General features: G+C 57.0%; 19 protein-coding genes and 1 tRNA gene. All 20 read left to right on the forward strand.

All coding sequences use genetic code 11. The annotated features are described in order from the left end of the window. Positions 1-168: 168 nt before the first annotated feature. Complete coding sequence (gene noc, locus FTE24_RS02805) at positions 169-987, forward strand: nucleoid occlusion protein (RefSeq protein ID WP_150234420.1); 819 nt, start codon at positions 169-171, stop codon at positions 985-987. Positions 988-1,022: 35 nt separating this feature from the next. After that, the gene (locus FTE24_RS02810; protein ID WP_150234418.1) at positions 1,023-1,784 is read left to right on the forward strand and encodes a ParA family protein; all 762 of its coding nucleotides are present in this window, start codon (positions 1,023-1,025) and stop codon (positions 1,782-1,784) included. A 4-nt stretch (positions 1,785-1,788) separates the two neighbouring features. Further along, entirely contained in the window at positions 1,789-2,631 is an 843-nt protein-coding gene (locus FTE24_RS02815) for a ParB/RepB/Spo0J family partition protein (RefSeq protein WP_150234473.1), read from the forward strand. A 115-nt stretch (positions 2,632-2,746) separates the two neighbouring features. Next, the gene (locus tag FTE24_RS02820) at positions 2,747-3,919 is read left to right on the forward strand and encodes an aminotransferase class V-fold PLP-dependent enzyme (protein WP_150234416.1); all 1,173 of its coding nucleotides are present in this window, start codon (positions 2,747-2,749) and stop codon (positions 3,917-3,919) included. A gap of 210 nt (positions 3,920-4,129) precedes the next feature. Further along, entirely contained in the window at positions 4,130-4,636 is a 507-nt protein-coding gene (locus tag FTE24_RS02825; protein WP_150234414.1) for a DUF4446 family protein, read from the forward strand. A gap of 17 nt (positions 4,637-4,653) precedes the next feature. Then, positions 4,654-4,884: a DUF3343 domain-containing protein gene (locus FTE24_RS02830; RefSeq protein WP_170315144.1), complete on the forward strand. Its 231-nt coding sequence runs from the start codon at positions 4,654-4,656 to the stop codon at positions 4,882-4,884. A 94-nt stretch (positions 4,885-4,978) separates the two neighbouring features. After that, positions 4,979-6,130: a mechanosensitive ion channel family protein gene (locus tag FTE24_RS02835; RefSeq protein WP_150234412.1), complete on the forward strand. Its 1,152-nt coding sequence runs from the start codon at positions 4,979-4,981 to the stop codon at positions 6,128-6,130. An 18-nt stretch (positions 6,131-6,148) separates the two neighbouring features. Next, complete coding sequence (locus tag FTE24_RS02840; protein ID WP_141447799.1) at positions 6,149-6,361, forward strand: DUF951 domain-containing protein; 213 nt, start codon at positions 6,149-6,151, stop codon at positions 6,359-6,361. A 212-nt stretch (positions 6,362-6,573) separates the two neighbouring features. Continuing rightward, positions 6,574-6,664, forward strand: a tRNA-Ser gene (locus FTE24_RS02845). Between the two features lie 166 nt (positions 6,665-6,830). Then, a complete protein-coding gene (gene rpsF / locus FTE24_RS02850) occupies positions 6,831-7,121 on the forward strand; it encodes a 30S ribosomal protein S6 (protein WP_141447798.1) in 291 nt (96 codons plus the stop codon). Between the two features lie 84 nt (positions 7,122-7,205). Beyond that, complete coding sequence (gene ssb / locus FTE24_RS02855) at positions 7,206-7,766, forward strand: single-stranded DNA-binding protein (protein WP_150234410.1); 561 nt, start codon at positions 7,206-7,208, stop codon at positions 7,764-7,766. Between the two features lie 21 nt (positions 7,767-7,787). Then, positions 7,788-8,063: a 30S ribosomal protein S18 gene (gene rpsR, locus FTE24_RS02860; RefSeq protein WP_018976953.1), complete on the forward strand. Its 276-nt coding sequence runs from the start codon at positions 7,788-7,790 to the stop codon at positions 8,061-8,063. A gap of 757 nt (positions 8,064-8,820) precedes the next feature. Next, the gene (locus FTE24_RS02865; RefSeq protein ID WP_150234408.1) at positions 8,821-10,587 is read left to right on the forward strand and encodes an ABC transporter substrate-binding protein; all 1,767 of its coding nucleotides are present in this window, start codon (positions 8,821-8,823) and stop codon (positions 10,585-10,587) included. A 93-nt stretch (positions 10,588-10,680) separates the two neighbouring features. Continuing rightward, positions 10,681-11,643, forward strand: a complete 963-nt coding sequence (locus FTE24_RS02870) for an ABC transporter permease (RefSeq protein ID WP_141447795.1) — start codon at positions 10,681-10,683, stop codon at positions 11,641-11,643. 34 nt (positions 11,644-11,677) lie between these two features. Continuing rightward, positions 11,678-12,586, forward strand: a complete 909-nt coding sequence (opp4C, locus tag FTE24_RS02875) for an oligopeptide ABC transporter permease (RefSeq protein ID WP_150234471.1) — start codon at positions 11,678-11,680, stop codon at positions 12,584-12,586. Positions 12,587-12,619: 33 nt separating this feature from the next. Next, positions 12,620-13,639, forward strand: coding sequence for an ABC transporter ATP-binding protein (locus tag FTE24_RS02880; protein ID WP_150234407.1), 1,020 nt, complete (start codon positions 12,620-12,622; stop codon positions 13,637-13,639). Next, complete coding sequence (locus FTE24_RS02885) at positions 13,602-14,612, forward strand: ABC transporter ATP-binding protein (RefSeq protein WP_150234405.1); 1,011 nt, start codon at positions 13,602-13,604, stop codon at positions 14,610-14,612. The genes FTE24_RS02880 and FTE24_RS02885 overlap by 38 nt, the downstream gene beginning before the upstream one ends. A gap of 270 nt (positions 14,613-14,882) precedes the next feature. Then, a complete protein-coding gene (locus FTE24_RS02890) occupies positions 14,883-15,824 on the forward strand; it encodes a D-alanyl-D-alanine carboxypeptidase family protein (RefSeq protein ID WP_160441624.1) in 942 nt (313 codons plus the stop codon). Positions 15,825-16,052: 228 nt separating this feature from the next. Continuing rightward, positions 16,053-16,484 carry a CBS domain-containing protein gene (locus tag FTE24_RS02895; protein WP_150234400.1) on the forward strand — a complete coding sequence of 144 codons (432 nt, stop codon included), beginning with the start codon at positions 16,053-16,055 and terminating at the stop codon, positions 16,482-16,484. A gap of 136 nt (positions 16,485-16,620) precedes the next feature. Next, complete coding sequence (locus FTE24_RS02900; protein ID WP_150234398.1) at positions 16,621-17,547, forward strand: DUF2232 domain-containing protein; 927 nt, start codon at positions 16,621-16,623, stop codon at positions 17,545-17,547. Positions 17,548-17,550 lie beyond the last annotated feature (3 nt).

Below are 17,550 nucleotides of genomic sequence, written 5' to 3' on the forward strand. Positions count from 1 at the left end.
TTGGCGGGCGGCAGAGCCGGCGGGAAAAGACGGCAGCCCAAGATGCGGGGGGAACGCATCGGCGGCCGGACTCCGCAGGGAGCGCCGCCCGGCCGGGCCGGGAGTTGAAATTTCTTGGGAACGCCGGCGCATCATGCCGTTTTCCCGGAATGGGTGGTCATGTTCGGAATGAAAGAGCAATTTTCCAGGTTATTCGGGCTGACGGAACGTTCGGCCGGAGACGAAGTCAAACAGATCCCGATCGACGAGATCGTGAGCAGTCCTTACCAGCCGCGAACGATCTTCGACGAAGCCAAGATCGAAGAGCTGTGCCAGACGATTCGAACGCATGGCGTCATTCAGCCGATCGTCGTTCGCCTGCGCGGCGGCAAGTACGAGATCATCGCCGGTGAACGGCGCTGGCGCGCCGTACGGAAGCTTGGCCTTCCGGCCGTTCCGGCGATCGTGCGCGAGTTCAACGATTCGCAGACGGCTTCGATCGCGCTGATCGAAAATTTGCAGCGCGAAGGGCTGACGGCGATCGAGGAAGCGGCCGCCTACGAGAAGCTGATCGAGCTGCATCAGCTGACCCAGGAGAGCCTGGCCCAGCGTCTCGGCAAAAGCCAGTCGACGATCGCCAACAAGCTGCGCCTGCTGCAGCTGCCGGAGCCGGTCAAGCTGGCGCTGATGGAGCGCAAAATTACGGAACGCCATGCCCGCGCGCTGCTGCCGCTCGGCAGCGGCGAACTTCAGCTCAAGCTGCTGAAAGAAATCGTCGACAAAGAGCTAAGCGTGAAACAGACGGAAGCCCGGGTCGCTTTTTACAAAGAAGCCGTGCCGGTCAAAAAGTCCAGGCGTGTCTCCTACACCAAAGACGTGCGGCTTGCGCTGAACACGATCCGTCAGTCGATCGACATGGTATCCGGATCGGGCCTGGATATTCGCACGACGGAAGCCGACCAGGGGGATCACTACGAAATCGTGATTCGGATTCCGAAGCCGACCTGATTGCGGAAATCAAATGCCAACCGAGGTGAATCCGATTGTCCAAAATCATAGCAATCGCCAACCAGAAAGGCGGAGTCGGCAAGACGACGACGTCCGTCAATCTGAGCGCGGGCCTGGCCAAGCTGGGCAAGCGCGTGCTGCTGATCGATATCGATCCGCAGGGCAACACGACAAGCGGAGTCGGCATCAACAAAGCCGACGTGGAACGGTGCATCTACGATATTCTGATCAACGAAGCCGATCCCCGGGAAGTGATCGTGCCTACGCCGATCGCAGGGCTCGACGTTATTCCCGCCACGATTCAACTCGCCGGCGCGGAGATCGAGCTGGTGCCGATCGTCTCGCGGGAACTTCGGCTCAAGAAAAGTATCCATGCGGTCAGACAGGACTACGATTACGTCATCATCGATTGTCCGCCCTCACTGGGCATCCTGACGATCAACTCGCTGACGGCCGCCGACTCGGTCCTGATTCCGATCCAATGCGAATATTACGCGCTGGAAGGCTTGAGCCAACTGCTCAACACGGTGCGCCTCGTGCAGAAGCATCTCAATACGCAGCTCCAGATCGAAGGCGTGCTGCTGACGATGCTCGACGCGCGGACCAATCTCGGCCTGCAGGTCATCGAAGAAGTGAAGAAGTATTTTCAGGACAAAGTGTACGAGACGATCATTCCGCGCAACGTGCGTCTGAGCGAAGCGCCTTCGCACGGCCAGACCATCATGACCTACGATCCCCGGTCCAAGGGAGCGGCGCACTATATGGAGCTGGCAGAGGAAGTGTTGATCAATGAATAAAAGAATCGGCAAAGGGCTCGGCCGCGGGCTGGATGCGCTTATCCCTTCGTTATCGGTAGGGGAAAACGACCCGATCGTCGATATTCCGCTGGACCGGCTGCGCGCCAACCCTTATCAGCCGCGGCATCACTTCGACGAAGACGGGCTGCGCGAACTGGCCGAATCGATCCGCCAGCACGGCGTGATCCAGCCGATCATCGTGCGCAACGTGCTCAGGGGCTACGAGATCATCGCCGGCGAACGCCGGACGCGCGCTTCGGCGCTGGCGGGCAAAAGCCGTATTCCGGCTGTCGTGCGCGAGTTTAGCGATCAGCAGGTGATGGAGATCGCGCTGATCGAGAACGTGCAGCGCGAAAACCTGAACGCGATGGAGATCGCGGTCGCCTACCAGTCGCTGATGGACGAGTTCAAAATGACGCAGGAAGAATTGTCAGCCAAAGTCGGCAAGTCCCGTTCGCATATCGCGAACTTTCTGCGGCTGCTGTCGCTGCCGGACGAAGTGAAAGAGCATGTTTCACGTGGAACGCTCTCGATGGGCCATGCGAAAGCGATCGTCGGCCTCAAAAATCCGGCGTTCCAAATCGAGCTTGCCGAAAAAGCGATACGCGAAGGCTGGAGCGTGCGGGAGCTGGAAGAAGCGGTGCAGGAACTCGGCACGAAAGCCGGCAGCGCGGTGAAAAACAAAACGAAAAAGCGTGATCCGTACATCGCCGACGTGGAAGATTCGCTGCGCGAACATTTCAAGACGACGGTCAAGATCAAACCGGGCAGCAAAGAAAAAGGCAAGATCGAACTGAGCTATTACGACCAGCAGGATTTGCAGCGGCTGCTTGATCTGCTGCAATAAAGTCCACGGCCAGAAGCCGCCGCCATACAATCCGCGTTGATGCGAAGAACGGATTCGATCCGCGAAAAAATTCCTTCATTATATACGGAATACACGGAAGGGAGGGAAGCCGAACATGGAACAGACCGACAAGCCGGTGATCTATCTGGATCATGCGGCGACTTCCTGGCCGAAGCCGGCTTCCGTGCTTGCGGCCATGGAGCATTCGATGCGCGAAGAAGCGGCCAACCCGGGACGGGGCGGCCATCGCATGGCGGTCTCGGCCGGCCGGGTGCTCGTACGCACGCGCATGCTGCTCGGCCGGCTGTTCGGCGTGCCGAATCCGAGCGATATCGTCTTCATGCCGAATACGACGGCGGCGCTCAACCAGGCGATCAAAGGACTGCTGCGTCCGGGCGACCACGTCATCTCCACGATGACCGAGCACAATTCCGTGCGCCGTCCGCTGGAGTACATGCGGCGGGAACACGGTGTGCAGGTCGATTACGTACCGGCGGACGAAGCGGGGCGGATCGATCTGGACGGGCTGTCGGCGCTCTGCCGGGCAAACACGCGGCTGATCGTATGCAATCACAGCTCGAATCTGCTCGGAAGCATTCTTCCTGTCGCGGACATCGCCGAGATCGCGCGCAGCCGCGGAGCCTTACTGCTGGTCGACGCCGCGCAGAGCGCGGGTGTACTCGATATCGACGTCGGCCGCCTCGGGATCGACCTGCTGGCTTTTCCCGGGCACAAAGGGCTGCTCGGTCCGCAGGGCACCGGCGGGTTGTACATCCATCCGTCGATCGACCTTCTGCCGCTGATCCACGGCGGAACAGGCAGCCAATCCGAAGAAGCCGACCAGCCTTCGGTGCGTCCCGACCGCTACGAAGCGGGCACGCCCAACACGGTCGGCATCGCCGGATTGGGAGCGGGAGTCCGGCATGTGCTGGCGGAAGGGCCGTCCGTTATCGGGCGCAGGGAATGGGAATTGACGCAGGAGTTAATAGGACATTTGTCCGCCATAGAAGGACTGTCTTTGCTCGGGCCCAAGCTGGGCGAACCGAGGACAGGCATCGTCTCCTTCACGCTGCAGGGGATCGATTCCGCCGAAATCGCTTTTCGGCTGGATCGCGAATACGGCATTGCCGTGCGCGCCGGGTATCATTGCACGCCGCTTGCGCATCGGGCGGCCAAGACGATCGACGGCGGGGCGGTCCGCAGCAGCGTAGGGTTCGATACGACCGGGACAGAGACGGAAGCACTGGCGCAGGCCGTTCGGGAAATCGCGCGCTCCGTTTCCCGTTGATCCACCGGGAATTTTGTAAAAGACGGCTCTTGCGAAGCGGGGGGAGCGCCGCCAAGCGGATGTTCCGCTTGTAGGAGCGGCCGTGTAGGGTGCGGTCAAATCGGGTAAATACCGAAAATGCACCCTCCTGCGCGTATGTTCGACGGAAGCCGCAAGCGCCGATTTTACAAACTTCCACTAGACAAGCGACAGAAGGGAAAGAGTCGAAGCATGGCAGAATTGAATGAGTTGATTGCGCAACAATTATTTGGGGTCGTGGCCGTTCTGGCGGTATTGGTTATCCTCCTTCTGATCATCGTGTTGGCCCAGTCCGTCAAAGTGAGCCGGCTGCGCAAGCGTTACGAACGCATGATGGCGGGCGCGGGCGTGGAAGATCTGGAATCGCTGCTGCTGAATTTGAAAATGCAGACCGATTCGGTGGAAGACGAGCAGGAGAAGCAGCGCCGCGCGATGACAATGATCGAGCAGCGGCAGCGGATGGCCAAGACGAAGCTCGGCATGAAGCGCTACAATGCTTTTTCCGATCAGGGGAGCGATCTCAGCTTCTCGTTCGCGCTGCTCGACGAGCTGGACAACGGCATCGTCATCAGCGGCCTGCACAACCGGGACAGCTCCTACGTGTACGCCAAGCCGCTTGAGCAGGGCGCTTCGACGTATACGCTGTCTCCGGAAGAAAAAGAAGCGGTCGAACTGGCGCGCCGGGAGGGGTCGCGGTGACCGGGAAGCTGCTTGTGATGGCGTTCGATTCTTCCCAGCAGGCGCTGCGCGCCGAGATGCTGCTTGAAGAACAGCAGATCGGCTTCGAACTCATTCCGACGCCCGGAGAGATTACGGCCGGCTGCGCGATGAGCTTGTCTTTTGCCGAATCCGGGCTGGAACCGGTACTTGCCGTCGTCCGGCGGGAGCATGTCGAGATTCGCGGCATCTTCCGCAAAAACGGCGCGGGATACGACCGACAGGTGTAAATCGACTCGAATGAAATGCCCGCGCCCGGAAGACACCCTTCTACGTGATAAGGGGATGTTCTCCGGGCGCGGTGTCAGAAAGGAGAGCTGTGAAATGAGCTATGGATTTTTGAATGTCTTAACGGCCGCGGCAGCGGCAGCAGGAGGTACGACCGACACCGGCACGAACGACGCTAACGCCGTGCCGGAAGAGCCCAGCACGCCGATCGATTCGGTCCAAAAAGCGGTGTCGTTCACCGAAGGACTGTGGAACAAGCTGACGGATGCCGCGACCTGGATCGGCCTGGCCGATACGGCGCTGCGCATCGTGCTGATCATTCTGCTGGCGCAGATCGCGATCCGCCTGACGTACAAGATCATCGACCGGGCGCTGCTGCGGCAAAAAGAAGACGCCGGCGACAGCAAGTTCCGCGTCAAGCCAAGACGGTTCGTGACGATCGGCAAGCTGCTGAAAAACATGGTGGTCATCGTGCTCAACTTCATGATGATGCTGCTTATCATCTCGGAGCTCGGCTACAATCTGGCTCCGCTGATCGCCGGGGCCGGGGTGATCGGCCTCGCAATCGGCTTCGGCGCGCAAAGCCTCGTCAAAGACGTCATTACCGGATTCTTCATCGTGTTCGAAGATCAGTTCGCAGTCGGGGACGTCGTGCAGATCACGACGTTCAAAGGCACGGTCGAAGTGATCGGCCTGCGGACGACGCGACTGCGCAACTGGAACGGGGAAGTGTACGTCATCCCGAACGGCATCATTACGAACGTGACGAACTTCTCGCTCGCCGACGCCAAAGCGGTCATCGATATTCCGATGAGCGCGGAACGTCCGCTGGACGAAGCGACCCACCTGGTAGCCCGTTCGCTGGAAAAGGTGCATGACAAAAACGCCAAAGTATTGGCGCCGCCGAACATTCTCGGGGTGCAGGCGATGACGACGGGCGAGTACACGCTGCGCATCTCGGTCAGCTGTTCGCCGAATGCCCAGGCGGAGGTCGAGAGCATGATCCGCGGAGAGATCAAGCGGGCCATGGAACGCGACGATGCGCTCAAGCAGGCGCTGGCCGAAGAATCCGAGCGCAAAGCGCATACGGAAGAAGAAGCCAAAGCCAAGCCGGAAGAAGCATCCAGAGCGGAAGCGGCACCGGCGCCTGTCCGGCAAAATCCGGAAGGACCGGGCAAACCGGAGTCCGAGAAGACGGATGCGGAGAAAACGCCGAACACGGAAGACAAACCGCATTCGGCGCAGTAAGGAAAAGGGGGGGTCCGGTTGGAACGCAAAGTATTCGCTCTGGGGGACATCGTACAGATGAAAAAGCCGCACCCGTGCGGCAGCAACGAAATGGAGATCATTCGCATGGGCATGGACATCCGGATCAAATGTACCGGCTGCCAGCACAGCGTCCTGATCCCGCGCGCGAAGTTCGAGAAGAACATGAAGAAAGTGCTGAGATCCGCCGAAGCGGAAGAACGGCAGGAATAACGGTGCGCGGACCGCGCGCCGGCCTGGGGCCCAGGTCCGGAACGCCGCATGGCCGCTTCGCTCGTCGGAACGGCCGCGGCATTCCGGGCTTTTTTGACTCCCATCAAATGCTTTTCAAATACTTTTAAAATAGTTTTCGGAAAAATCGGTAAAGCGCTTGATTTCATGCGAAGCTTACTATATAATAAATCTTGTTGTGAAACTTGCTTCGTGGAGAGGTACCCAAGAGGCCCAAGGGGGCTGACTCGAAATCAGTTAGGCGTGTCAAAGCGTGCGTGGGTTCGAATCCCACCCTCTCCGCCATATTTTACTCAGACTAACGACCATGGGTCGTTTTTTTGTTTTTACGGGCTGGAAGTTTCTGTTGCTTGCGGCAGAGTAGTCTGGTATAATAATACGGTCCGGGCTTACAGCCCGTTCCTTGCTCCCAACCCGATTGGGGGCCTTAGACCAAAAGGAGGTGAAACATATGCGTAACTATGAAGTGATGTACATCATTCGTCCAGACGTTGAACAAGAAGCGGTAGACGCTGCTATCAATAAATTTTCTGGCGTTATCACTGACGGTAACGGCGAAATTACCAAGCACGATGCTATGGGTAAACGCCGCCTCGCGTATGAGATCAAGAAATTCCGTGATGGATTCTACGTTCTGACTAACTTTACGGCAGCGCCGGAAGTTATTCTCGAACTTGAACGCATCATGAAAATTTCCGATGATGTCATCCGCTATCTCATTACCGCAGTACCAACGAAGTAATCGTCGAACTGAGAGCCTGAAGTCCTGCAGAGCGGATTCGCTGCCGCAGGGCCTGGGCTCCACCGGCATAAGGAGGGGACCGAGATGTTGAACCGAGTCATTTTGATCGGCCGGCTGACACGTGACCCTGAGCTGCGGTACACGCCTGCGGGCGTTGCCGTAACCCAGTTTACGATTGCAGTCGACCGTCCGTTTACGAGCCAGGGTGGAGAACGCGAAGCGGACTTCATTCCGGTAGTCACCTGGCGCCAACTGGCGGAGACCTGCGCAAACTACTTGCGTAAGGGACGCCTGACGGCGGTGGAAGGCCGTATTCAAGTACGGAACTACGAGAATAACGAAGGCAAACGTGTATACGTAACCGAAGTTATTGCCGATAATGTCCGTTTTCTGGAATCGCCGAACCGCGAAGGCGGCGGCGGATCGGGCCGCGAAGAGTCGTCTTCCAATGGAGGCGGCAATAGTGGCAGCAGCACTAGCGGCGGCGGAAATCGTCCCGAACCATCTTACGGTGGTGGCGGAGGCGGCGGAAATCGCGGCGGCGGCAGCCAAGCTCCTCGTGGAGGCGGCAGCAGCAACAATCAGGATCCTTTTTCCGATGACGGAAGACCGATCGATATTTCGGATGACGACCTGCCATTCTAACAACAGAAAGGACTGAATACAATGAGCTTTAGACAACGTGATGCCGGAGACGGCGAAAGACGTCCTAGCGGCGGCCGTCGTGGCCGCAACAAGCGTCGTAAAGTGTGCTATTTCACTGTAAATAAGATCACTTTCATCGACTATAAAGATACGGACCTGCTCCGTAAATTTATTAGCGAGCGCGGCAAAATCTTGCCTCGTCGTGTAACAGGCACAAGCGCGAAATACCAGCGCATGCTGACTGTTGCCATCAAACGTTCGCGTCAGGTAGCCCTGCTGCCTTACACGACAGAATAGGATCAATACCCAAGAGACGATCGGCCTTTGCCGCTCGTCTCTTTTTTTTGCGTTTGGACAGATCGTTTACCGCGACAAAAAAAGCTGTACAAATATCGAAACGTTCTTATAATAGAAGGAAAACTAAAAAGCCTCTACCCGTACAGCCGCTGCCTGCCACCGAACCGTGACAAAAAAGACTATTCTTTTTCCAGCAGTATGCTAAAATGAAAAAACTCCCTATTTTACGGTCTTCTTCCTCAAATCTTTTCTGGCATCGTACTTATTTGTTAGTTTACCTAACATGAAAAGGAATTTTGCTTGCATGAATGTTTCGAAAAGGTTTCATTCGTGTACATTTATCCGTGTTTTTATGCACAAAAGAGAGAAAAGATGCAGATTAAACTTTAAAATATCGGAGAAAAAGGGTTTTTACCGCAAAAAAAGGGTTGACGTGAGTATATTTTACACGTAGTATTTACATTAAATTTACCGTTGGTTCATTAAGGATAAGCGCTAAAGCAAGCCCTGGTGCGGTTTTGAATCGACCAAAGGTTAAATGTAAAGGCCCGTAGATGTTTTATACATTTATGCTAAGGCGTCCCTGCCGCGAACGAGTGATCTTCCGGCAGGCTGCCGACTTGGCGCCAGAGAAAAGCAGTTACGGTCCGCTTGTCACCCGTCGTCAAAGGTTAGTACGAAATAATCAGAGCGCTTCGCGATTTCCGATTATTTTCATAGCTTTTACAGCTTTTAAACTTCGATTAGGGGGATCTACATGAAAAAGAGATTATCTTTGATGCTCGTGACGATTATGGCCTTCGGTTCCATTTTGGCTGCTTGCGGCGGTGGAGAAGAAGCGGCAGCACCCGCAGACAACGGTACGGAAGCAACGGCACCGGCCGATAACGCCGGAGAGACAGGCGAGACCGGAACCGAACCTGCGGAAGGCGGCGAAAGCGCGATCGGCCTGACGGAAGCGGAAGACATGAGCATGAACCCGGCTCCCGCATTGGCCCGTACCGATTCGGCCATCCTGGGAACGGTAGCGCCGCAGGGCGTATTCAACCCGCTGTTCCAACAGACGGCGTACGACGTAGCGATCGACGATACAATCTTCTCTTCCATGATCAAAATCAAAGCTGACGGCACGTACGAGAACGACCTGGCCGAAGAAATCGAAATTTCCGACGACAACAAAACATATACGTTCCATATCCGCGACGCGAAATACAGCGACGGCACTCCGGTAACGGCCAACGATTACCTGTTCACGATGAAAATGTACATGGATTCGAGCTATGACGGACAATCCGATCCGCTGAGCTGGAACGTCGTGGGCGCCAAAGAATACAACGCGGGCACAGCCAAGGAAATCTCCGGCATCAAAGTCATCGACGACAAAACGGTATCCGTTACGGTCAGCGATTACGACGCGATGACGCAGATCAACCTCGGCGCAATAGCGCCGATGTCCGAAGCTTACTACGGAGCCGGCTACAAACAGGGCGACCTGAGCAGCGTCAAGCAGCTCAACAACAAGCCGATGGGATCCGGTCCTTACAAGCTGACGAAGTACACGGCAGGTCAGGAAGTGGATCTGCAGGCGAACGAGAACTACTACGGAGACAAAGCCAAAATCCCGAACCTGATCTACAAAGTAACGACCGATACGACGAACATGGCGATGCTGCAGTCCGGCGAGACGGATCTCGATAACGTAACCGTTAACGAAGACAACGTCGAAGAACTGAAAAGCATGGGCTTCCTGGACGTCAACGTATTGAAAAACAACGGTTACGGCTACGTGGCGATGAACAACAAAAACCCGCTGTTCTCCGACAAAGCCGTGCGTCAGGCGCTGACTTTCGGTCTGAACCGCGCCGAAGTCGTCGAAGCGGCTTACGGTCCTTATGCCGAAGTCATCAACATCCCGCAATCCGACGTTTCGTGGGCTTACACGGCCGACGGCATCGAAGCGTACGACTACGATCCGGAAAAAGCGAAATCGATGCTCGACGAAGCCGGTTGGACCGTAGGGGCCGACGGCATCCGCGAAAAAGACGGCAAGAAATTTGAGATCAACTTCTCCGCAACGGCAGACAACCCGGTCGTTGACGCGCTGATCCCGATCATGACGGAAAACTATGAAGCGCTGGGCATCAAGCTCGTCACCGAAACGCTCGACTTCAACGCCATCATGGAGAAAAAAGACAAAGGCGACTACGATATGTTCTTCGCCGCCTGGGGCCTGACTCCGGACCCGGACACGACCGTGTATATCACGGACGGCGCGCAGAACAACTCCGGCTATTCGAATCCGGCCGTAGACGAACTGTACGCAAAAGGCAAAAAAGAGCTGGATCTCGAGAAGCGCAAAGCGATCTACGCCGAAGCTTACCAAACGATCAACGAAGACGCTCCTGAAATCCTGATGTACCAAAGAACGAACATGCTGGCCATCAACGGCAGACTCGACGGCTGGGACGTTACTCCTTACAAGGAATACCAACACAGCTTGAACCAAGTCGAAATCGCCCAGTAATCAGCGACGGCCCAGGCCGATATTTGGACATCCGATATGCTCAGCTCAAGAGAGCTGGGCATATCGATTTATATGCCAGAAGGAGACGAGTCAATGAGTCAGTACATCATCCGGCGGCTGCTGCAGATGATCCCGACTTTGATCGGTATATCGATCATTGTTTTTGCCATTTCACAGATGGTTCCGGGAGACTATATCACCGCATCCCAGAATCCGAACATGTCCGCCGAACGCGCGGAACAGCTGCGGGCTATTTACGGACTGGACAAACCGGCCGTACAGCAATATTTCATTTGGGCCAAAAATATGTTGACCGGCAACCTGGGGGATTCGTTCCAGCATAAGATGCCCGTTACCGAAGTCATCAATACGTATGTATGGAACTCGTTCATTATCGCTTTCGTTACGTTGATCCTGAGTTGGGTCATCGCCGCTTTCGTCGGTGTTTTCTCTGCGCAATTCCAGTATTCGTTTTTCGATAAAGTCGTGACCCTGCTCGTGTTCCTGCTGATGTCGCTGCCTTCGTTCTTCATCGGGCTGCTGGCCATCAAATATTTCGCTCTCGATTTGAAATTATTTCCGACCGGTGGGATGACAACGGCCGGATTGAATGCCAGCGGTTGGGCTTACATCAAAGACGTTGCTGGCCATATGGTACTTCCCGTAGCGGTGATGACGACGCTGAGCATAGGCGGATTGACCCGTTATTTCCGCACCGGCATGCTCGAAGTCGTGCGCCAGGATTATATCCGTACCGCGCGCGCCAAAGGTCTCAAAGAACGCACGGTTATTTTCAAGCACGCTTTCCGCAATGCCCTGCTTCCTGCGATCACCCTGCTCGGATTCGAACTGCCTGCCTTGTTCGGCGGCGCGATGATCCTCGAACGCGTCTTCACCTGGCCGGGTATCGGTCAGATTTATCTGGCTTCGATCAACCTGCGAGATTATCCGCTGATGCTTGGATTCACGATGTTCCTGGCGGTATTGACGCTTCTCGGGAACCTGATTTCCGATATCCTGTACGGGGTTGCCGACCCGAGAATTCGTCTAAAGTAGGAGGAGATTGAAAGTGGAACAGCCGCAAAATCGCATGGAGCAGCTTCAGGAGCAGCTCAAAATCGTCAAACCCGAATCTCCCTGGAAAATCGCGATCCGGCGGTTTTCCAAAAATAAATTGGCTCTGATCGGATTGTTCATTCTCGTTCTGATGTTCCTGCTTTGTTTTGTCGGGCCGTTGTTCTCGCCGTACGAGCTGAACCAGACGAACGTCCGCAACAAAAACCAGGCGCCGAACGCTTCGTATTGGCTCGGTACCGACAAGCTCGGCCGCGACATCCTGCTGCGCGTCATGCTGGCCGGACGAATCTCGCTGACGGTCGGCCTCGTTGCAACGGCGATCTCCGTGGCGATCGGCGCCACGCTCGGCGCGGTTGCGGGCTTCTATAGAAGATACGCCGATACGATCATCATGCGGATCGCCGATATCTTCCTCGCCCTGCCGACGCTGCCGATCCTGATTACGCTCGGCGCGATCCTGTCCGACCTCAAGGTCGACCCGGGTCAGCGGATTTACTTCCTGATGCTGATCATCGGCCTGCTCGGCTGGGTCGGCCTGGCCCGCCTCGTGCGAAGCCAGATTCTGACGCTGCGCGAGCAGGAGTTCATGCAGGCGACCGAAGCGTTGGGCCTGCGCGACAACCGGAAAATTTTCCGGCATCTGCTTCCGAACACCGTGCCGATCATCATCGTCTCCGCGACGCTCGGCGTCGCCGGAGCGATCCTGACCGAATCGGCGCTCAGCTTCCTCGGCCTCGGGGTCGTTCCGCCTACACCGTCGTGGGGCAACATGATTACCGCGGCGAACAGCCTGATCGAATTCCGCAAAAGACCGTGGACGTGGATTCCTCCCGGCATCTGCATCCTCGTGACCGTTACGGCAATCAACCTGATCGGCGACGGTCTGCGTGACGCGCTCGATCCGAAAATGAAAAATAGATAAGCAGTCCCATACTGAAAAAGTAGGAGAGACGAAATGGCCAAAGAACTAGTCGCATTCCGAAACCTCGAGACCCATTTTAAAACGTCCGCGGGCACCGTCAAAGCGGTTAACGACGTCAGTTTTTCCATTCGCGAAGGCGAGACGCTCTGCGTCGTCGGCGAGTCCGGCTGCGGCAAAAGCGTGACGGCCATGTCCTTGATGCAGCTGATCGAATCGCCTCCGGGCAAAATCGTTGGCGGCGAGATCCTGTTCGAGGGCAAAGACCTGCTCAAGCTCAGCAAAAAGGAAATGAGCCGTCTGCGGGGCAACGACATCGCGATGATCTTCCAGGAGCCGATGTCTTCCCTGAACCCGGTCTTCACGATCGGCAAGCAGATCTCCGAACCGCTGCTGCACCATTTGACGATGTCCCACAAAGAAGCGAAGGCGCGCGCGATCGAACTGATTACGATGGTCGGCATTCCGCGTCCCGAGAAAATCTACGATTCGTATCCGCACGAACTGAGCGGCGGCATGCGCCAGCGGATCATGATCGCGATCGCGCTGAGCTGCAATCCGAAGCTGCTGATCGCCGACGAGCCGACCACGGCGCTCGACGTGACGATCCAGGCCCAGATTCTCGACTTGATGCGCGATATCAAAGGCAAGATGAACACCGCGATCATGATGATCACGCACGACCTCGGCGTCGTGGCCGAAATGGCCGACTTCGTCGTCGTCATGTACGCCGGCAAAGTGATCGAAGAAGCGTCGGTACTGGAACTGTTCCGGGAACCGAAGCATCCGTACACGCAGGGCCTGCTCAAAGCCAAGCCGATCATCAACCAGCGCCAGGAGCGGCTGTATTCGATTCCGGGCCAGGTGCCGAACCCGGTCGATCTCGGAGACAACTGCCATTTCCACGACCGCTGCGAATTCTGCATGGAGATCTGCAAAGTCAAGACTCCGCCTCTGCGCGCGCATGCGGACGGACACAAGACGGCCTGCTGGCTGTACGAAGAGGAGGGACAGCGCAATGAGCAAAACGCCGGTTCAGTCGAAGCAAGAACCTAACAGCGGACACGGCCAACCCCTCGTTCAGGTCGAGAACCTGAAAAAGTACTTCCCGATCACGGGCGGCGTGTTCCAGCGCCGGGTCGGCGACGTCAAAGCCGTCGACGGCGTATCCTTCACGATCAACAAAGGCGAATCGTTCGGCCTCGTCGGCGAGTCCGGCTGCGGCAAAAGCACGATCGGCCGCACGCTGCTGCGCCTCAACGACAAAACGGACGGCAGCGTTCACTTTGAAGGCCGGGACCTGCACAAGCTGTCCAAGTCCGAGCTGCGCCATATGCGTACCAAGATGCAGATCGTGTTCCAGGACCCGTTCAGCTCGCTGAATCCGCGGATCAAAGTCGGCGACGCGATCGGCGAAGCGCTGCTGGATCACGGCCTCGCCAGCCGCCAGGACATCAAGGAACGCGTCATCGAGACGATGAAGATTTGCGGACTGGCCGATTACCATTACGACCGGTTCCCGCACGAATTTTCGGGCGGACAGCGTCAGCGGATTGGGATTGCCCGCGCGCTGATCATGGACCCGGAATTCATCGTCGCCGACGAGCCGGTCTCCGCGCTCGACGTATCGATCCAGGCGCAGATCATCAACCTGATGAGCGATCTGCAGCGCGAGAAGCAGCTGACGTACCTGTTCATCTCCCACGATCTCAGCGTGGTCGAGCATTTGTGCAACCGGGTGGGCGTTATGTACCTCGGCACGATGATGGAAATGGCGCCGACGGACGAACTGTTCAGCAATCCGCTGCATCCGTACACCAAAGCGCTCATGTCCGCCATTCCGGTGCCGGACCCGACACTCAAACGTGAACGCATCGTGCTGCAGGGCGACATTCCGAGCCCGGCGAACCCGCCGTCCGGCTGCAAGTTCCACACCCGCTGCCCGATCGCTTCGGATATTTGCAAAGAGCAGGTGCCGGAGTACCGCAATATGGGCAACGAACATTTCGTGGCCTGCCACTTTGCCTGAGCTTTCGGCCTGACCGCTTCGGCGTCGGGTACGCATTCTCAATCCCGGTCGATATTCGAGCATTTCGCTCGAATATCGGCTTTTTTGCGCTTTTTTCCACCGCCGGCTTCTCTCTGGTTGAGTGCGTTTGGCGTGCGAATCGGTTAATCGAAACGGGAACATTACGCGAAAAAAGCGTCGTTTTCGAAAAATTCGGGTAATTTTTGATTTTTGCAGACTAAATTCCGTTTTCGTACGTCTATAGAAGTAATGAGGGGAGCGGATCGGGTCATGAGCGGTGGAATTTGGAAAAAAGGCATACTTGTCGTGCTGGTCGCTGCACTGCTGCTGATTCCCCAGCAGCTGCTGGCCGGACGTCCCAAAGTCGAAGCGGCAGCCGCCGTTCTGATCGATGCGCGGACAGGGAAAGTGCTGTGGCAGGTGGAAGGCGACCGGGCGCTGCCTGCTGCCGGCATGTCGCAGCTGATGACGCAGTGGCTGATCCTCGACGCCGTCCGCAGCGGGCGGGTCGATTGGGAAGATTCCGTCCGCGTCGGCGGCAAAGAGCAGGCCGTGCAAGTCTCGAGCGGCCGCGGCAGCCGGTCGGATGCCGGGCTGATGCTGCGCGCCGACGACAAAATCCCGCTGAACGAACTGTTCATGGGACTCGCGGTGTCGTCTTCCGGCGAAGCCGGACAGGCGTTGGCCCGGTATACGGCCGGTTCGGAAGCTTCGTTTGCCTGGATGATGAACGAGAAAGCGCACCGGATCGGCCTGTCCGCTTCGACGCTGTTCAAGCCCGACCGGGCGGGAACAGCGGGCGCGGATGCGCAAGAACTTCCGGGCGGCAGCCGGATCACGGCCAAAGACGCGGCGGTGATGTGCCGGGAGCTGATTCAGTCGCATCCGGAGATGCTGCGGATGTCTTCGGTGACGCAGACGGAGATCCGCTCGCGCGGCATCTACCTGACGAACCGGAACGCGATGCTGCCGGACTTCGCCGGTCCGCATGCCTACCGCGGAATGGACGGGCTGAAGGCTTACGGCTCGGACAAAGACGGTTATTCGCTGGCCGGCACGGCGCAGCGGGGCGACCAGCGGTTGATCGTGGTCATCATGGGCGCGGAGAGCCGGGAGAAAAGTTTCCAGGCCGCCGGCCGTCTGCTCGACTACGGCTATGCGCGCTCCGGCTCGTTCGCGGAGCGCGCCGCGTCCTGGCTCAAACTCGTGTAATCCGCGGCCTGTCCGCGGCAAAGACCCCCAATCGCAAATCGAAATTCCTGCATCAGCGGCCGCTTCCGGAACCGCTGATTTTTACTTTCCGCACCCACTTTACGCTATAATAGAAAGGCGGACCGGCAAACCGGAATCCGGCACGATTAAGGCTGCCGTTTTCGGGGTGATGAACAGGAGAATATTCATTTGCCGCCGAGTTCAACAATAGAGAAGGAGAAATCCGTTATGAATATTGCTTTTTTCCTGCTGCCGAAGCATGAGGTTGCGTTCGTCTCGATCGATGCGACGCTTCGTCAGGTTATTGAACGCATGGAACATCACCGCTATACCGCCATTCCGATCATCGACAAGGAAGGCGAATACGCCGGTACCGTGACCGAAGGAGATATCCTCTGGCATATGAAGCATTCGGAGGGCCGCATCACTTTTGAGAACGCTTCACGTTTTACGTTGAAGGAAGTGCCGCTGCGCATGAACAATAAGCCCGTCTCGATCGAATCGGACATGGCCGATCTGATCAATTTGTCCAAAACGCAAAACTTCGTGCCGGTCGTCGACGACCGCGGCCGTTTTATCGGCATCGTCCGCCGCAGCCAGATCATCGAATACTGCGCAAGCTTCGTAGCCAAGCATAACAGCGCCGCGCAGAACCGTTAACGCCGCGTCCCGGGAGCCCGGTATCGGCGCGCGCCGCGAATATGCTATAATGAATGTCAAACTTTCGATCATAAGGAATTTCGCATGCCGCCCGTTCGGGAAACGGTATTCGTATCCGCACAAGAGGTGAATCTACTTGAAATTGCGTTTATCTTCGGCGATGTGGGCGATCCTGTACCTGCTTGTCCTGCTGTCGCTGTTAACGCCGCTGTCCGCGATCACGCTGCTGGTGATGGTCGTTCCGGTGGCTGTGCTCTACGCCTCTTTGCGTGTCAACGTATTTTGGCTCCATGTCGTGCCCGTATTGGCGATTTTGGGCGTTATCTCGGGTTCGCTCGCGCCCTACACGCTGATCCTGGCCGCATATTTCCTCGTGCCCGGCATCGTGATGGGGCATCAGTACAAGAAGCGCGCGCCCGCGCTGCAGACGATCATCTACGGAATGGGCTCGCTGCTCGGCATGCTGCTGATTCTGCTGGCCGGCGCCAAGCTCGTACTCGGCTTCAACCTGTCCGATTACGTGAGCGACTTCGTGCATCAGACGTTCGATCCGCTGTTGGCCGTAGCCGAGATGAATCCCGTGTTGAGCGGCCAATGGGACCCGGACTTCATCTTCGCGCTGGCCGACCAGACCGTCATGATGATTCCGCTCGGCATGACCGTCAGTTCGTTCGTGCTGGCGGTCGTCACCCATTCGATCGTGCGTCCGACGCTGGCTTCGATGGGCGCGGCCGTGCCGAAACTCCGGCCCGCGCATGAATGGAAACTTCCGCGCTCGCTCATCTTTTACTATTTTATCGTCCTGATCGTGGATCTGATTACGTACAACCAGGGAGACGGCTTCTGGAGAACCGCCGCCGTCAACCTGCTTCCGCTGCTCCAGTTCTGCTTCATCGTGCAGGCAATCGGCTTCTGGTTCTTCCTCGGACACGTCAAGAAGTGGCATCGGGTAATTTCCATTCTGTTAGCAATCGTTACGGTCGTTTTCCCTCCGATGCGCATCATCGGAATTATCGACTTGGCGTTCCCGCTGCGCGAGTTCATTACGAGACCTAGACGATAGGGT

The sequence above is a fragment of the Saccharibacillus sp. WB 17 genome (genome assembly GCF_008634075.2).
Classification (GTDB): Bacteria; Bacillota; Bacilli; order Paenibacillales; family Paenibacillaceae; genus Saccharibacillus; species Saccharibacillus brassicae.

What these genes read in the sequence shown, in the direction of transcription:
- noc (WP_150234420.1), top strand. Translation starts at nt 169, where the DNA reads ATGAAAGAGCAATTTTCCAGGTTATTCGGGCTGACGGAACGTTCGGCC.
- FTE24_RS02820 (WP_150234416.1), top strand. Translation starts at nt 2,747, where the DNA reads ATGGAACAGACCGACAAGCCGGTGATCTATCTGGATCATGCGGCGACT.
- FTE24_RS02825 (WP_150234414.1), top strand. Translation starts at nt 4,130, where the DNA reads ATGGCAGAATTGAATGAGTTGATTGCGCAACAATTATTTGGGGTCGTG.
- FTE24_RS02830 (WP_170315144.1), top strand. Translation starts at nt 4,654, where the DNA reads ATGGCGTTCGATTCTTCCCAGCAGGCGCTGCGCGCCGAGATGCTGCTT.
- FTE24_RS02835 (WP_150234412.1), top strand. Translation starts at nt 4,979, where the DNA reads ATGAGCTATGGATTTTTGAATGTCTTAACGGCCGCGGCAGCGGCAGCA.
- rpsF (WP_141447798.1), top strand. Translation starts at nt 6,831, where the DNA reads ATGCGTAACTATGAAGTGATGTACATCATTCGTCCAGACGTTGAACAA.
- ssb (WP_150234410.1), top strand. Translation starts at nt 7,206, where the DNA reads ATGTTGAACCGAGTCATTTTGATCGGCCGGCTGACACGTGACCCTGAG.
- rpsR (WP_018976953.1), top strand. Translation starts at nt 7,788, where the DNA reads ATGAGCTTTAGACAACGTGATGCCGGAGACGGCGAAAGACGTCCTAGC.
- FTE24_RS02865 (WP_150234408.1), top strand. Translation starts at nt 8,821, where the DNA reads ATGAAAAAGAGATTATCTTTGATGCTCGTGACGATTATGGCCTTCGGT.
- FTE24_RS02870 (WP_141447795.1), top strand. Translation starts at nt 10,681, where the DNA reads ATGAGTCAGTACATCATCCGGCGGCTGCTGCAGATGATCCCGACTTTG.
- opp4C (WP_150234471.1), top strand. Translation starts at nt 11,678, where the DNA reads ATGGAGCAGCTTCAGGAGCAGCTCAAAATCGTCAAACCCGAATCTCCC.
- FTE24_RS02880 (WP_150234407.1), top strand. Translation starts at nt 12,620, where the DNA reads ATGGCCAAAGAACTAGTCGCATTCCGAAACCTCGAGACCCATTTTAAA.
- FTE24_RS02885 (WP_150234405.1), top strand. Translation starts at nt 13,602, where the DNA reads ATGAGCAAAACGCCGGTTCAGTCGAAGCAAGAACCTAACAGCGGACAC.
- FTE24_RS02890 (WP_160441624.1), top strand. Translation starts at nt 14,883, where the DNA reads ATGAGCGGTGGAATTTGGAAAAAAGGCATACTTGTCGTGCTGGTCGCT.
- FTE24_RS02895 (WP_150234400.1), top strand. Translation starts at nt 16,053, where the DNA reads ATGAATATTGCTTTTTTCCTGCTGCCGAAGCATGAGGTTGCGTTCGTC.